This window comes from Saprospira grandis DSM 2844 (assembly GCF_000275825.1).
Classification (GTDB): domain Bacteria; phylum Bacteroidota; class Bacteroidia; order Chitinophagales; family Saprospiraceae; genus Saprospira; species Saprospira grandis_A.
Window position 1 is genome coordinate 3981581 of sequence record NZ_JH719942.1, and the last position, 15903, is coordinate 3997483.

The window sequence follows — 15903 nt, forward strand, 5'->3', positions numbered from 1 at the left end:
CGCAGCGGCAGACCCAGCCAGCTTGCTGGCGCAGGGCCGAGCAGACCTGCGAGCCCTGCAAGGGCCCGGCTGCCGCAGGCGGCAGGCCCTGCGCAAAAAACAAGTTTTTGCTTGGTCTGCGGCTTTGCCGCACTGCCTACCATCGCTAGGCCTGCGGCCCTATGGGCCTGCTATATGGGCCTGTAGGTTGAAACCTACAGCCAATTAACGAATGCATTTTTGTGTTCAATGGAGGGTTGAAACCCTCCATAAATAAACATTTTAGCCCTTCTTTGCTGATGGAGCCTAGTGGAACAGCAAATCCCCTTGAATGAGGGGATGACGATTTTTTAGTTAGCCTAGGGCCTTGGCCCTAGGGTTCCTATGAAATTTATGGGGAGACAAAACAAAATTAAACTACCGAAAAAAAAATAAACCCTTAGTTCAAAGCGGTAGAGGATTTTAATCCTCTCCGCACTATAGATGTAGAATGGGGTTGTTGTATGGCTGCTGGTTTCAACCTGCAGCCACAGCGAGCAGGCGGCGAAGCCGCCGCAAAGGAGCGAAGCGACTTGGCCTAGGGGCCTGCGAAGGGGGCCGCGCAGCGGCAGACCCAGCCAGCTTGCTGGCGCAGGGCCGAGCAGACCTGCGAGCCCTGCAAGGGCCCGGCCGCCGTAGGCGGCAGGCCCCAAAAAAACTTAAACCTCCTTAGGATCTAGCGTCTTGTTAATACCTTCTCCCAATAAATTGAAAATACTGAGAGTGAAAAAGATCGCGAGGCCAGGGAAAAGCGCCAGCCACCAAGCCGAAATACCCGCATCTCTAGCGCTGCGCAATAAAGAGCCCCAACTGACCTGCTCGGGAGGAAGGCCCACATTGATGAAAGAGAGAAAGGACTCGGTGAGTACCGCCGCAGCCATACCAAAAGCCAAGGCAATGAGGACCGGAGGCAAGGCATTGGGCAAGGCTTGCCGCCAGATGATGCTCAGCTCTCTATAGCCCAAAGCCCGAGCCGCCTCTACATAGGGGAGCGCTCTTATGCGTAGCATTTCGGCTCGAATAAACTTGGCAATACCGGTCCAGGATAACAAACCAATGAGGACCATAACGGTATAAATCGAGCTATCTTTAATGAGGGGTAAAATGGCCAAAATGAGCAAGAGAACAGGAATAGAGTTAATCAATTCGATAAAGCGCATGACGGCCAAATCTAAGGGGAGCCGCTTTTTGACCGAAAGAAAAGGCAGCTGCCCCAAGCCCCATCCCAAAAGTGTAGAAATAGCGGCTATAAGAACTCCCAAAAGCGTAAGATAAAAGCCTGCTTTTAAGAAATTACCCGACCTCAAGAGCTCACCCAAGGGATAGGCGCCCCAAACAAAGGCCAAAAAGCAAAAGGCAAAAAGACCAAAGAAAAAAGCAAGAAAATAAGCGCGTTTCCAGTAGAGCCGATCATCGCCATAATAGCCCGCCAAAGCCCCTAGCAAAATGCCAATTAGAGCCGCTATCGACATGGCCACCAAGCCCACTAATAGGGCCGTTCGGCAGCCATGCAGTAGACCCGCCGCCAAATCTCGACCCAAAGGATCTGTGCCTAAATAATGCGGTCGCATATAGCCAATTAGGGCCTGCTCATCTCGAGGACCCACTAAGGGATTGCGCAAATCAACCTGCTCGGCAGAATAAGTGATGGGCGGAAAAATAACCCGATGATATTGCCACTGCTTCTCTTCTGGAGCATACCAGTTGAGCCGTTTCCACTTAATCTCCCAATTGCTAAAGCCCAAACCAACGGCATAATCGTGTAGAATGGGCGAAAACTGATAGCGCTCGCCCGTTTCTAGCTCCTCCAACTCACAGTAAATCGGTTTTTGGTTGGCCAGAAAGTCAGAAAAAAAGGCCAAAAAACAAAAGAGCAGAAAAAACGGAGGGTCCAGCGACGACCCGCCTGCCCATAAAACTTTCGCCAATAGGTCCGCTCTACCGCCTGAGGCGATGGCAGCTTTTGGGCAAAAGGGTTTCTTTTTCGAATGATATTTAACATGAGGTAATTTGGCTTAGTGGTCTTGGCGGCAATTTAGTTTTTTTAAATGAGTTCTAGCGGAAAAAGGCAGAGATTTGCGCAGGCAGACTCCCGTTTAAATGATAAGTTGCAGCCATCTTCTCCAATAAAACTTCCCTATATTTGCCCAGATATATAAAGCAAAATTATGAATATCACTAGACTATTTTTATTAACGTTTTCTGTTCTTTTTGTAAGCCTTAGTTTGAGGGGACAAAAAAAACAATGGCAAGCTAGCGAGCTGGCCTTAAGCCAAGGAGACTATCAGTTGGCAAAAACTAAGGTACAGGAGCTATTACAATCGGCAAAAAAGCCAAAACCTAACTACTATTATACCTTAGCTCAGGCGCATTTTGGCCTCAATGAGTTTGATAGCTGTTTGCAAAGCCTACAAATCTATTTGCAAGATAAAAATCATAAGGACCAAGCGCTCTTTTTGGCCGCCAGAGCCTTTCATTATGAAAGCAATTATCAGCAGGCGATGCATTATTATAAGCTCTTTTTAAAAACAAAAGGGAGCCAAAAAACTAATAGAAAAAAGGTCAAGCGCTTGCTGCTACAAGCTGTTTTTGCCGAAAGAAATGCAGCGGTTTCTTCTCCCGCTATTGCCTCTCCCTATCAGTCGCCTATCAATACCCGTTATGATGAAGGGCCCCTTTTTAAGGGGAATAAGGCCTATTATTATTTCTCTTCTGACCGCCCAGATAGTAGTGGCCAAAAAAATGGACAAATCTATCAAATTGAGCGAAAGGAGCGAAGCTGGAGTCAGCCCCAGCCCCTAAGCGAACGCTACAACAGCCCTGAAGAGGAATGTTTATTAGGATTTAGCAGCGATTACGACCAGCTGTTTTTTCAGCGAGATAGCCAGGGTTTAGTCGATAATTTTAGCGATGGATATGGCCAGTCTTTAGCTGTCCCCATTGCCCTAGATAGCCAGTATCATAGCTGGACCGGCGACCATTATTTTTTTAGTGATAGTTTGTTTTTCTTTGTGGCTGGTCCTCATGCTCAAGATTTAGATATTTATTATCGAAAGCGAAATGCAGATGGTAGCTGGTCGGCAGCCATTGCTTTGGCTGGGCCTATAAATACTAGAGCAGCAGAACGCACGCCTTTTTTGGCCGCGGATGGAAAGACGCTTTTTTTCTCTCGTTTATCTGCTGAGGGCCTAGGCGATTATGATGTCTACGAATCAGTTTATGAGGCCGAAAAAGGTCAATGGACTTCGCCCCGCTTGTTGCCAGCACCCATTAGCAGCCCCGGAGATGATTTGTTTTTTCGCTTGTCGGCCAATGGCCTAGCTGGGCAGTTGTTGAGCAGAAGAGCTGGCGGTATAGGTGGTCTAGATATCTATCAGTTGTATTTTAGACAAGAAAGAAAGGCGCAGTTGGCTGTTTCGGCTAGTCTAGGTTTTTTGCAAGGAGCAGCCCAAAAACTGGCGCCTCCGAAACCTAGCGATTTGGCCATTTTATCGGCCCTAGATAGCAGCTCTGCAGAGACGAAAATAATGCTTTCCCCACTTTATTATACCGCAGAAACAGGGCAATGGCAAGACCAGCGGCAGATAGACCGCTTGCTTCGTTTACTTCAGGATTATCCAGATCTAAAGCTGTTGATTGAGGCCCATGCCGATGCACAATATGAGACCAGCCGAGGACTGTTCTTGTCCTTGCAGCAAGGGCAGCAACTGGCCAAAAACCTAATAACTAAAGGGGTTTCCTCGCAGCGCATTTATCTAAGAGGTTGTGGCATGGCTTACCCACAGGCCCAAAATTTTTCTTTTGATGGCTCGCCAAATCTAGCCGGCCAACAATTTAACCGACGGATAGAACTGCGTTTATTTCAAAGCAAACAAACCGCTTTGGGCCTAAGCTATAACTGGCCCGAACTGAGCACTATTTTGCTCGCAGCCGAGGCCAAAAATTTTAGAACCGAAAGCCAAGGCTTGCGCTACCGCATTGCGGTGCATAGCAGTAGCCAGCTTTTTAATGACCCGGTCTTGAGCCAACTAGCCAATGTAGCCGCCGAAAAACAGGCCGAAGCTCCCGAAATTACCTATTATTTGGGCTTGGAGCGTAACTTCAAAGCAGCCAATGCCCTAAAAGAAACTTTGGAAGAAAGCGGATTTGAAAATTTATATATACAAGCCTATATAGATGGTTGGCCCATAGAAAAAGAACAGCTGCCGGCTTTGTTGCAGCACTATCCAGACCTTAATAATTATAAGGGGCTGTAGACCAAAAAAATGCAGCTTTTTTACATGAATAGAATGGCTTTGGGGCCTCCGCAGCAAAGCTGCGGCGGTTACTCCCTTTGGTCGTCGAACTGCGGACTAAAGTCCTTGTTGTCGTTTCAGGGCTCGCAGGTCTGCTCGGCCCATCGCTTTTTCGCTTTGCTCAAAAGCTCGGTCTGGCCTGCGGCCACCCCTTCACATCGGTTACTCCCTTTGGTCGTCGAACTGCGCCCTAAAGGGCTTGTTGTGGCCAAATGAAAGCCTTTCGGCCAGCTGTTTTTCTGCCTCAAAAGGCAGAAAAATAAAAAGCCCCTCCAAGGAGGGGCCGCTATTGGACTTCTCTATACAACGCCTTCATCTTCTAGCAAAAAAAGACGCATCAAGTTGAGGGCAATACTACTGCTCATTTCAATATTCCTTGCTCTATTATTACCCAATTCTAGTTTTTGGACCCATTGTTTTTCGGCAGAGCCCATAGCCAGCCAGATGGTGCCTACGGGCTTATCGGGGCGGCCGCCGCCAGGGCCAGCAATGCCAGAGCTAACAATCCCATAATCTACATTCAGGTTTTTGATGAGACCTGCTAGCATTTGGCGGACGGTAGCCTCAGAAACAGCTCCCTCGGTATCTAAAGTTTCTTCAGAAACGCCTAACTGCCGCATTTTTACCTCATTGCTATAGGCAACCACCGAGCCCATGAAATAATCGCTACAGCCAGGAATAGCCGTAATTTTATGGGCAATGTTTCCACCCGTGCAGCTTTCGGCGGTACCAATAGTTTTTCCCTTTTGGCGGAGCAGTTCGCCTAGTTTAGCTTCTAAAAAATCGCCTTCTTGACCAATAATGAGTTTTGGACCCAGGATTTGGCAAAGTTTGGCTCCTTCTTCTGCTACCGCTTGGACCAATGCGGCCTCTTCTTGGCCTTTGGCCGTAAGGCGCAAGCGCAAATAACCCGTTTTGGTATTCGGCAAATAGGCCAGTTTGATGGCGGCAGGCAATTGGGCCTCAAAATCCTCTAGAGCAGTGGATACATCGGTTTCGCCTTTGCCAAAGCAAAGCCAAGTTTGCTGTACAATATTAGAGCGACCAGGCAATTGGGCCAAACGGGGAAATACCTCTTCTTGCATGAGATACTTCATTTCTTTAGGCACGCCAGGCATAGACACCACAAGAGGATAGCCCTCTTCCTGAAACCACATGCCAGAAGCCGTACCCATTTTGTTAATTAGAATCTGGGCGCCTACTGGCATCTCAGCCTGTACTTTATAGCGCTCGTCTGGGCGGCGGTTTCGACCAAACTGCTCAAATAATCGCTCTATATTTTGGAAACTAGGGGCATGAAAAGCCAGCGACATCCCAAAGTAATCGGCTAGGGTGAATTTGGTAATATCGTCTTTGGTGGGGCCTAAGCCCCCCGTAATTAGGACCAAATCGGCTTGGCCCTTGGCTTGCTCTAAGCTATCAATGATGGCTTGGCGCTCATCGGAGATGGTCAGGATTTTTTGTAAATCGACCCCCTGAGCTTGTAGCTCTTGGGCCATCCAATGGGCATTGGTATTGAGAATCTGGCCCAATAAAATTTCATCTCCAATGTTGATGATGTATGCTTTCATGATGATTGTTTTTGGCTAAACAAGTTTTTGATGAAGAGGTTTTGGGGCTAGGCGGGCCGAAGCCGAAAACTAAAGCCAAAACCTTGCTGATGAGCGGCTGAGGGATGGATAAGGGGGCGGCGCAGCCGCAGACCAAAGGCTTTTGAAGCAAAGCGAAAAAGCCTGCAGGGCCGAGCAGACTTGCGAGCCCTGACCCAGCCCGACCCGGCCAAAGGCCGGGGCAGCCCCAAAAAAAACAGCCCCAAAAGTAAAGACTTCTAGAGCTGCAGGCGATTATTCTGCTAGGCATTCTTCATGCTCTTCGAAAACCACCCCATAGCTTTCCAATTCTTGAAGAATGGGCGTATAAATTTCTTCATGAATAGGAATAAGGACCCCTCTTCTTTCGATTTGGCCCAGCATAATTTGCTTGACGCCCATGGCCAAAGGTAGGCCGACAAGCCGCGCCATAGCGGTATCCTCTGCATTGTCGCCCGTTTGGACCATCGTCGAGAGGCGGCGATGTTCTTGGCCTTGGGCATCTTGGTAAATAAATTCGTGTTGCATGATAATCATATCCTTTTCTTCGGGCTGCAACTTCCATTTTTTCTCCAAAATATCTTGCAAAATAACGGCGGGAGAAGCCTTGTCGAAAGGAATGGGCGTTTCTTCAAAAAGGCCCAACCATTCGAGCTTATCGAGGGCCTCATCTGCCTCTTCTAGCTGGAAGAAATGGGCCAGGCGAGCCCTTAGGCTATCAAATTGTTGCTCATCATTGGCGGCAGGCAAAAAGCTGCGGATAAGGCTAGCGTAAGTGAGATTTTCGGAGTACTCTAGTTCATGAGAATCATCGGTAAGGCCCAGTTGGAGCAGTAGGTTCCAAGCCTTGCAATAGCCAGGATAGCGAAGGGTTTGCCGCAAGATGGTGGGCGTGCCTTCCAAGCCATAGGCCGATTCATATTTTAGTGAAATTCGGTTGGGGTAGGCCTCGTATTGGCCCATGCCGGGCACCTCTACCAGCTCGATATCTTCAAATAGGCGCTGATAGGGAACGTGTTTATACTGCCCTTTAGACATATATTTAGCAATGCCTTGGCCAGCAAGGACCACATTTCGGGGGCTCCAAGAGAATTTATAGTGCCAAGGGTTATTGTCGCTTTCGGGGGCCACCAAACCACCAGCTGCCGATTTGAAAGAAAGCATTTTGTGTCCCGCTTCCTGAATTTGGTGAATGCCTTGCATGGCCGACATATGGTCGATACCAGGATCGAGGCCCAGCTCACAAAGGAAGATCAGGCCTTTTTCTTGGGCCGATTGGGCCATCTCTTTAAGTGCTGGGGCCACATAAGAGGCATTGGCCAGATGCTTCCCATACTTTAGGCAATCGCCGGCCAAATGATGGTGCATAAAAGGAGGCAACATAGAGACGACTACATCCACCTCTTGGACCAATTCGCCACGGCTTTCTATATCTAGTACGTCAAGCGCAACCGCTCGGCCATGCGCCCTGCCCTCCAGTTTTTTTTCGGCTAGGGCCAAATTGGCATCAGCAATAATGATTTCCCATTGGTATTTAGGCGCTTGTTCTAGCAAATAATCTATTAGAGAAGTGGCCGAACGCCCTGCACCCACCACAAGAATTTTCTTCAACATAATAAAAATTGTTTAGCTGTTTGTTAACTGTAAATTAGTAGACAAGATAAAACTTTCTCTTAGAACTCATTTATCGCCTAGCTAATTTTGAATGATTTTAAGGACTTTGGTCAAAGCAAACAATATTTCTCTGAAGTAGCTGCAGGGGCCGCTGATCAAAAAAAAAGTCTTTTCCTTGGCGAGTTTGCCCAAGAAAATTATCTTTAAGCGACTCAAGAACTGAGAAGAGAGTCACAGTAAACAAACCGCATTTTATTTTTTTTAAATCGAGAACAGCTATGTTGAAAGATCTTCAAGTGGCCGAATTGATCCGGGAGGAGCACGAACGCCAGCAGAACGGTATCGAACTGATTGCCTCTGAGAACATTGTTAGTCAGCAGCTCATGCAGGCCATGGGGTCTTGCCTCACCAATAAGTACGCTGAGGGATATCCCAAAAAGCGCTATTATGGCGGCTGCGAGGTCGTCGATAAAATTGAACAATTGGCTATTGATCGCGCCAAAGTGCTTTTCAATGCGGAATATGTCAATGTGCAGCCACATTCTGGCGCCCAAGCCAATGCAGCCGTATATTTGGCATGCGTAAAACCCGGCGATACGATCCTCGGTTTTGATTTGGCCCATGGTGGCCATCTTACGCATGGCTCTAAGGCCAATTTTTCGGGCCAGCTCTATAATCCCGTTTTTTATGGGGTAGAAGAAGCTACAGGCCGTATCGATATGGACAAAGTGGCGGCCCAAGCCAAAAAGCATCAGCCAAAAATTATCCTTTGTGGCGCCTCGGCCTATTCTCGAGAATGGGAGTATGAGCGCTTCAGAGAAATTGCCGATGAGATAGGCGCTATCCTTTGGTGCGATATGGCCCATCCCGCGGGCGTTATCGCGGCTGGCCTGCTCAAAAACCCTTTGGATTATTGCCATATCGTAACCACCACTACACATAAAACTTTGCGCGGCCCCAGAGGCGGAATGATTCTGATGGGCAAGGATTTTCCCAACCCCTTTGGTAAGGTCTGGAAGAAGTCGGGCAATCCCAAAAAGATGTCGGTGCTCCTCAATTCTGCCGTTTTTCCCGGTACCCAAGGTGGCCCTCTAGAGCATGTAATTGCCGCTAAGGCGGTCGCTTTTCACGAGGCCTTGCAACCTAGCTTTAAGACCTACCAAAAACAGGTGGTGGCCAATGCCAAAGTTATGGCGCAGGCTTTTGTCGATAAAGGCTATAAGGTCATTTCTGGCGGAACCGATAACCACCTTATGCTGATTGACCTTCGCCCTAAAGGCGTAACGGGCAAGCAAGCGGAAGAAACCCTCATTTTGGCCGATATTACGGTCAATAAAAATATGGTGCCCTTCGATACAGAATCACCTATGGTGACCTCGGGCATGCGGATTGGAACCCCCGCGGTAACCACTCGAGGCTTCAAAGAGGCCGATTGTGTAAAAACCGTAGAATGGATAGACCGCATTTTGAGCAATATTGATGATGCCCAAGAAATTGCTGCCGTCAAAGCCGAAATCAATGCCTATATGGCCAGTTATCCGCTCTTTGCCTCGGATGAGGAAGGGGTAGAGGTGGCCCCGCTATAAGCTCGCTTATTTCTTGATATACAGACCGCTCTGCTCAGAGCGGTCTTTTTAATTTTAGCAAAAATGAAACTACACTATTCCCTTAGCCTGCTGCTTTTCTGCTTAGTTTTGGCCGCCTGCGAATCGAAAACTACGATTAGAAAACAACAGACCGTAACTACTTTTTCTGATTCAGAAGAAGTTAGCAAAAAACCTTTAGACCGCAGTGATTTAGGCGCTTTTTGGACCGCTTTTCAGCAGGCGGTGGCCAAAAAAGATGCAAAGGCTATTCGAGAATTGAGCCATCCGAATGAATGGCTGGAGAGGGGGGTTGAACATATCGATCTCTATTTTGATGACTATTATGTCGAGCAAATTGCCAATAGCAAAGTCAGCGATTTATGGCATATACATGATGCTAACAAAGGTGAAATCTTTTCCGATATGGGCGTTAGCGACCTCTATGAGCTTTCTATTATTAGGTGGAAAGAAGATGAAGCGGGTAATAAACGTAGCGCTGTAGTTGTTTACTATTTTGGTCAAGTCGAGGGGCAGTTTGCTTTGCTTCATATCATTGCTGCGGGCGAAGGCTATTCGAGAGTTGAGCCAGCCCAGTGAATAGCTGGAGAGGGGTTTTGAACATATCGATCTCTATTTTGATTACGGCTTATAGATGATGCTAATAAAGGTGAAATCTTCTCCCGTATGGGGCTATGAGTTTTCTATTATTAGGTGGAAAGAAGATGAAGCGGGCAATAAACGTAGCGCTGTAGTTGCTTACTATTTTGGTCAAGTCGAGGGGCAGTTTGCTTTGCTTCATATCATTACTGCTGGCTAGTGGCTGCTGTTTTGGGGCTGCCCCGCCCTGCGGGCGGGTCGCTCCACTTTGCAGCTCGCAGGTCTGCTCGGCCCTGCAGCGGCTGCGCCGCTTTGGTCTGCCGCCTTTGGCGGCCCTGCTCCGGCAGCTCAGCCTGCGGCCCCTTCGGGGCCTGTAGGACCTAAAAAAGGCGGCCAGAGGATTTCCTCTAGCCGCCTTTCTATGATCTTGTTCCCCCTTTTAGGGCTGGGTATTTTGTTTGATCTTCTGTTTGAGGTCGGCCACAATTGACTTAAAGCTTTGGTCATTTTGCAGCATGGCTTCTACAGATTTACAGGCGTGAATAACCGTGCTATGGTCTCTGCCCCCAAAGGCCGCCCCAATAAAGGTTAGCGACTTATTACTTAGCTGTTTGGCCAAATACATAGAGAGCTTTCGGGCCGTAACGATAAGTTTTTTGCGGGTCTTTTCACGTAGCTTTTCTACTGGAATATCATAGTAGTCGGCCACAATTTTCTGAATAAACTCAATAGAAATCTCTTGGCTCACATCATCTACAAACTTAGAGATGACCTCGCGGGCAAGCGACATATCGATATCTCTTTGGTTGAGGGCCGATTGAGCAATCAGAGAAATGAGAATCCCTTCTAGCTCACGGACATTAGAGCGAACGGTATAAGAAATATACTCCATCACATTATGAGGCAGTTCAATGCCATCATTATGCATCTTTTGTTGGATAATGGCCATTCTCGTTTCTAGAGAAGGAACCTGCAAATCGGCAGAGAGCCCCCATTTGAATCTAGAAATTAAACGCTCTTCAATGTCGGCCATTTCTTTGGGTGGACGATCTGAGGTGAGGATGAGTTGTTTGCCTCTTTGGTGCAGATGGTTAAAGATATGAAAGAAAATATCTTGGGTTTTCTGCTTCTTGGCCAAAAACTGAATATCATCTACAATCAGTAAATCTACAAGTTGATAGTAGTTGACAAAATCAGAGATGGCGTTTTTGGTCAGCGACTCAATAAACTGATTGGTAAAATGCTCTGAAGAGACATAAAGGACCACTTTGTCTTTCATGTTTTTCTTCACTTCATTGCCAATGGCATGGGCCAAATGCGTTTTGCCTAATCCCACATTACCAAAAATCATGAGTGGATTAAAGGCGGTTTGTCCGGGCTTTTTGGCCACGGCCATCCCTGCAGAACGGGCCAAGCGGTTACAATCTCCCTCAATAAAGTGGTCAAAGGTATAGCTAGCATTGAGCTGCGACTCAATTTCCTTTTTCTTGATCCCAGGAATAACAAAAGGGTTATGAATCTTTTCGTTCTTGTCTCGGATAGGCGCTTGCCCATAATGCCGATTTATTCTTCTTTCCTTTTGTTGTAGAGGATTGCGCAAAGGTTTTTCTCTTTGCACCGCCACCTGTGGCTTTTGGGGTGTTTTTTTCTGTTGTAAAACGTACTGTAGCTGTCCTTCTTCACCCAATTGGCTACGGATGGCCGCCTTTAATTGGTCAATATAATGTGACTCTAGCCATTCATAGAAAAAGAAGTTAGGAACTTGCAAGGTGAGGGTGTTCCCTTCCAGCTTTTTGGGCTGAATGGGTAGAAACCAAGTCTTAAAGGCCTGGTCTTTAACCTCCTGTTTAATTTTATTTAAGCACTGTTGCCAAACTTCTATATGTGAATTTTCCATGCGGCTATACTCTACTATATTGGGTGTTGTGGCGGGCCAAAGGGCCAAAAAATGAAATTGGGGAGCGAAAAGGCTTTAGGCCTTGAGCCGGGAAGGGCTAAGGTCGAGAAAAAAAGACAAAGAAAAAAATTGATTTTTTGCTAAAAATGCCTTAGCAAGGACAGGCAATTGATTTAGAACCTATTTAAACAAAGGATTTATTTTGTTTTGCTGCTGTAGAGGAGCGAAGCGACTGGCCTAGCGATGCGGCGGGGTGGCCGAAGGCCAGACCAAGTTTTTTGAGCGCAGCGAAAAAAACGAAGGGCCGAGCAGACCTGCGAGCCCCAAAGCGTAGCGCCCGCCGAAGGCGGGAGGCCCCAAATCCATAAATTATTCTATAATTGTATTTTGGCAGCTAATGCATTTTTTCTTTTTAGAGGGCTCAAAATAGACATCGATGCGGCCAAGGAGGATGCCTGCCCAGCCAGCCTGAGAAACCAGCACCTCTTCGCCTTTGGGATTTTGGACCAAAGTGGGTTGTTCTAGAAAAGTGTGGGTGTGGCCACCAATAATGAGATCTACGGCCTCTGAATTTTGGGCCAAAACAAGGTCCGAGATTTTGTTGTGTTTATAGCTATAGCCAAGATGCGAGAGGCAGATGACATAGTCGCATTTTTTCTCTTCTTTAAGAAAGCGGCCCATTTTATTGAGGGCTTTTTGGGGGTCTTGGTATTGGGTTTGGCCATAGAGTGGGGCAGGGACCAGCCCTTGCAGCTCGATGCCGACCCCAGTCAGGCCAATTTTAAGCGGCCCTTTTTTGATGATTGTATAGGGTTGGGCCAGGCCTTGCATGGGCGTATCCTCAAAATTGTAATTGCAGTTGAGGATAGGGAAATTGGCATGCGCCTTAAGTTGTTTTTCTAGGTTTTCGATCCCCGCATCAAAGTCGTGATTGCCCAAGGTGCCGGCCTCATAGCCCATAGCCGACATCAATTTGAGTTCTAGCTCGCCCTTAAAGTAATTGAAATAGGGGGTGCCCTGAAACATATCGCCAGCATCGAGCAAAAGGACGTGTTTTTCCTCTTCTCGGATTTTATTGATGAGGGCGGCACGGCGGGCGGCACCGGCCTTGCCTTGGTTGCGGCCTCCATCCATGGGAAAGGGTTCGATGCGGCTATGCACATCATTGGTGTGCAAAATGCTCAGTTTGATGAGTTCTGGGGCCTCATCGCTTTGGGCCAAAAGTTGGCCATGAAAAGCTTTGAGGGAAGGGGGAAGAATAAGGCTAGTTCCAGCCAAAAGGCCAAATTGGCCCAAACGGCCCAAAAATTTTCTTCGGTTATAGTTCATGGCTTATTTTTTTTGGCTAATGCGGCCTTCTTTTCTGGCCTTAATGCTTTTCCCTTTGGCCGTTTGGGCCGAGATATATTCTATGGCGGCATCTCGGAGGAATTTGCCTGTTTCATAGCGTTTTTTCCCCTTGAAGAAGGTACAATTGTCGCCGCCATTGGCCAGATAGTCAATGGTGGCAATGCGATATTTTTTATCGGCCTGAATGCTTTGGCCCTCCAAACGAATATTTTGGGGCGCAAATTCATCATCTATTTCCATCCGGACCGCCGAGCTAATGGGCCAGCCGCCTTTCATGCAGATATGCTCAAAAAGGGGGCGCAGCTCGCTGCCTTTCATCTCCATGACCACAATCATATTATCAAAGGGCATGAGCTCATAGATTTTCCCTTTCTTCAGGGGGCCTTTAGGGATAGAGGGCAGCCGAAGTCCCCCATAATTGAGGAGGGCAAAATCAATGCTTTTGCCCGTATATGCTTGGGCCTGAATAGCCACCATATCGGCGGCAAAATTCCCCATATTAGATTCGGGCTGCTCCTTAATGAGGTCCACAGACAACTGACCGAGCTGCTCATTCATCTGGGCCTCCAATTGTTCTTTATAGGGGGCGTAGATATTGGCCATGCTGCTATCTGCCTGCTGATATTCTTGGCTATTGAGGGGGTAATATTGCCCTTCTTCCTTGACAAAATGTTGGTAAGACTGGCAGCTCCCCAAGAGAAAGAGACAAAGGGCCAGAATAAAAAACTGAGGTTTGTTCATGATGTTTTTGGCTGTTTTCGGGCCGAAAATACAAAAAAGCCCCGCCATTTTGGCTGCAGCCTAAAGTTTAAGTTTTTGTTTATGGCCAATCTGCTTTGGTTAGGGCTGGTTTTTAAATCTGCGAGGAGACTGAGGTCAAAAAATTAAAAGATTTTTTGCATCTTGAAGAAGCAAAATAATTAGAGTTTCTACTTCTAAAGTGGCCACTCTTCATCAAAAAAATACTTATGTCGCTCAGTCCTTATCCCTACATCCTTTGTCTGTTTAGTTTGTTGATGGCAGGCTCTGCTATGGCCCAAGATATCTTTTACAATAAAGTAGCGGGGCCTTTATTGCAAGCGCCAGAGGCCGAAAGCCCCATGGTTGAATTTCTTTTGCAGGGAGAATTGCTTTATCCGCTCCAAAAGGAAGAGGGGGGATTTGTTTTCCTAGAAAACCAGTCGGGCCGAAGAGGTTGGTTCGCTAAAAAGGAGCTGAGCGAGCAGGCCGTTCGTCCTCAGTACCGCTGCTTTTTATCCAATTTGCGCCTGCGCAGTCAGGGCAATTTGCAGGCTGCGGTAGTGGCTAAGTTGCAAGAGGGGCAGTTGGTTCGTTTTACGGGCCGAAGAAGTCCAAACAAAGAACGTATTAGTGTTCGGGGGCAAAAGTTGCCGCATTATTGGTTGGAGGTAGAAACCGCCAAGGGCCTTATTGCCTGGACCTATGGGGGCGGCTTAGAAAAGCTGGTCCCTATTCCCACAATCCCTGGCAATCTGGAGCAAGAAGAGCCGCCCAAGCAGGGCCCTTCGAGCAAGGGCGATACCCTTAGTATGCATTTAGAGTTGCCGCATTCTTCTAAAGTAAGGCAGGCGGAGTCTTTATTTCTTTGGTGGAACGCCCTAAGTCCCGAATGGAAGGCCTTTTACAATCAGATGGTCTTGCTCAAACCCTTGGAAGAGGCTTATTCGGAGGCGAGTTTGGCCGAAATTGAGCAGATTATGCGTTTAGAGGAGCTAGATCTTTCTCAGGATGATGCCTGTCAGACTGGTCCTTTTTATGCGGTGGCCCTAAAAGATTTATCGGGTTTGCGGGGCTTGCCTTTGCTCAAGCGCTTGCATGGCCGAGGCTTGCAGTTGGAGCGTTTAGCGGGGCTCAATCAGTTGTCTAGTCTAGAGGAGTTAAGTTTTACGGAATTAAAGTTGAAGCAGCTGCTCTTTTTGCCCAAAAAGCTGAAGAAGTTGCGTCTAGATTTTGCCCAGGAGCAGCAGTTCCCCCTGTCGCTTTTGCGGGGGCAGGGCCAGCTAGAGGAGTTGACTATTCGGGCCCAGAAGGTTCAAGATATGCAGGTATTTATTCAGCTTCCCAAGCTCAAGAAGTTGAGTTTGCAGATTAGTGATTTGCGGAGTATTTCGGGCGTCAACAGCTTGTTTATGTTAGAGGAGCTAAGGCTAGAAGCCGGGCAATCTGATCTTGATTTGCGGCCCTTGGCGGCCCTAAGTCGCCTGAAAAAGCTCTATGTTTTGGCCGATGAGCTACAAAATATAAATAGCATAGCCAATTTGCGACAGTTGCAGGCCTTGGAGATCAATGTCAAGGCCAACCGCATAGATGCGCGCTTATTGAGTCGTTTTCAGCAGCTGCGTTGGCTAAAGTTGAGTACGCCAGAGCTCCTTGAAGGGGAGAGTTTGGGGGAGTTGAAGGCCTTGGTCTTTTTTGCTTGTCAGCAAGATTTGCCTTTTTCGATTCAGCAGTTGCCTGGGCAGTTGCAACAATTGGAGTTGGGGGCGCCAAGTTTTCAGCAATTAGAGCGTTTGGGGCAGTTTCCTGAATTGATTAGCCTTGATTTGCGGGCTGCGGCTTGGCCTGCAATGGGGGCTTTTGTTGCGCCGCCAAACTTAGCCAAATTTTATTTGAGGGCGTCTAATTTGGCCAGTCTTCAGCAGTTGCCGCCCATGTCTCAGCTTCGTCTTTTGGACCTCAGTCAGTGTCCAGAGTTAGAGGAAATAGGGGCTTTGGCCCAGCTCAAGCAGCTAGAACTGCTTTATTTGCCCAAGTCCATTTCTTTGCAAAGCGAGGCGGTTCAGGCGATCTATCATCCGGGCCTAACGATTCGGCATGAGGTGCTTTCTGCATGTTTTTAATTAGGGAATTTGGGGCCCGCGGCCAGCTTTGCTGGCCGCCGCTATGCTGCGGGGCTCACAGGTCTGTTCGGCCCTTCAGCCGCCTTTGGCGGCTTT

At 47.8% G+C, this 15903-nt stretch carries 11 protein-coding genes; 5 read left to right on the top strand and 6 right to left on the bottom strand.

Features of this window, described 5'->3' with window-relative positions; all coding sequences use genetic code 11:
* Positions 1-677: 677 nt before the first annotated feature.
* Complete coding sequence (locus SAPGRDRAFT_RS17675; protein ID WP_216593850.1) at positions 678-1829, bottom strand: ABC transporter permease; 1152 nt, start codon at positions 1827-1829, stop codon at positions 678-680.
* Positions 1830-2186: 357 nt separating this feature from the next.
* On the opposite strand from SAPGRDRAFT_RS17675, the gene SAPGRDRAFT_RS17680 reads away from it, so the two are divergent.
* The gene (locus SAPGRDRAFT_RS17680; protein WP_002660742.1) at positions 2187-4274 is read left to right on the top strand and encodes an OmpA family protein; all 2088 of its coding nucleotides are present in this window, start codon (positions 2187-2189) and stop codon (positions 4272-4274) included.
* 338 nt (positions 4275-4612) lie between these two features.
* Here the strand turns inward: SAPGRDRAFT_RS17680 and SAPGRDRAFT_RS17685 are convergent, their stop codons facing one another.
* On the bottom strand, positions 4613-5884 hold the full coding sequence (locus SAPGRDRAFT_RS17685) for a CinA family nicotinamide mononucleotide deamidase-related protein (RefSeq protein ID WP_002660746.1): 1272 nt from the start codon (positions 5882-5884) through the stop codon (positions 4613-4615).
* A 273-nt stretch (positions 5885-6157) separates the two neighbouring features.
* The gene (locus SAPGRDRAFT_RS17695) at positions 6158-7516 is read right to left on the bottom strand and encodes a saccharopine dehydrogenase C-terminal domain-containing protein (RefSeq protein ID WP_002660747.1); all 1359 of its coding nucleotides are present in this window, start codon (positions 7514-7516) and stop codon (positions 6158-6160) included.
* Positions 7517-7794: 278 nt separating this feature from the next.
* Between SAPGRDRAFT_RS17695 and glyA the strand changes: the two genes are divergently transcribed.
* The 3 genes from glyA (at position 7795) to SAPGRDRAFT_RS23010 (ending at position 9919) form a co-directional block, all read left to right on the top strand.
* Positions 7795-9102 (top strand): serine hydroxymethyltransferase, encoded by a 1308-nt coding sequence (gene glyA / locus SAPGRDRAFT_RS17700; protein WP_002660749.1) that lies wholly within the window; start codon positions 7795-7797, stop codon positions 9100-9102.
* Positions 9103-9165: 63 nt separating this feature from the next.
* Entirely contained in the window at positions 9166-9699 is a 534-nt protein-coding gene (locus SAPGRDRAFT_RS17705) for a hypothetical protein (RefSeq protein WP_002660751.1), read from the top strand.
* 55 nt (positions 9700-9754) lie between these two features.
* On the top strand, positions 9755-9919 hold the full coding sequence (locus SAPGRDRAFT_RS23010; protein WP_156001997.1) for a hypothetical protein: 165 nt from the start codon (positions 9755-9757) through the stop codon (positions 9917-9919).
* Between the two features lie 219 nt (positions 9920-10138).
* Here SAPGRDRAFT_RS23010 and dnaA read toward each other — a convergent pair whose 3' ends face one another.
* From dnaA to SAPGRDRAFT_RS17720, 3 genes are all read right to left on the bottom strand, one after another.
* Positions 10139-11596, bottom strand: coding sequence for a chromosomal replication initiator protein DnaA (dnaA, locus tag SAPGRDRAFT_RS17710; RefSeq protein WP_002660753.1), 1458 nt, complete (start codon positions 11594-11596; stop codon positions 10139-10141).
* Positions 11597-11965: 369 nt separating this feature from the next.
* Positions 11966-12925 (bottom strand): bifunctional metallophosphatase/5'-nucleotidase, encoded by a 960-nt coding sequence (locus SAPGRDRAFT_RS17715; protein ID WP_002660756.1) that lies wholly within the window; start codon positions 12923-12925, stop codon positions 11966-11968.
* Positions 12926-12928: 3 nt separating this feature from the next.
* The gene (locus SAPGRDRAFT_RS17720; protein WP_002660758.1) at positions 12929-13687 is read right to left on the bottom strand and encodes a 5'-nucleotidase C-terminal domain-containing protein; all 759 of its coding nucleotides are present in this window, start codon (positions 13685-13687) and stop codon (positions 12929-12931) included.
* Between the two features lie 227 nt (positions 13688-13914).
* On the opposite strand from SAPGRDRAFT_RS17720, the gene SAPGRDRAFT_RS17725 reads away from it, so the two are divergent.
* Positions 13915-15807 carry an SH3 domain-containing protein gene (locus SAPGRDRAFT_RS17725; RefSeq protein ID WP_002660760.1) on the top strand — a complete coding sequence of 631 codons (1893 nt, stop codon included), beginning with the start codon at positions 13915-13917 and terminating at the stop codon, positions 15805-15807.
* Positions 15808-15903 lie beyond the last annotated feature (96 nt).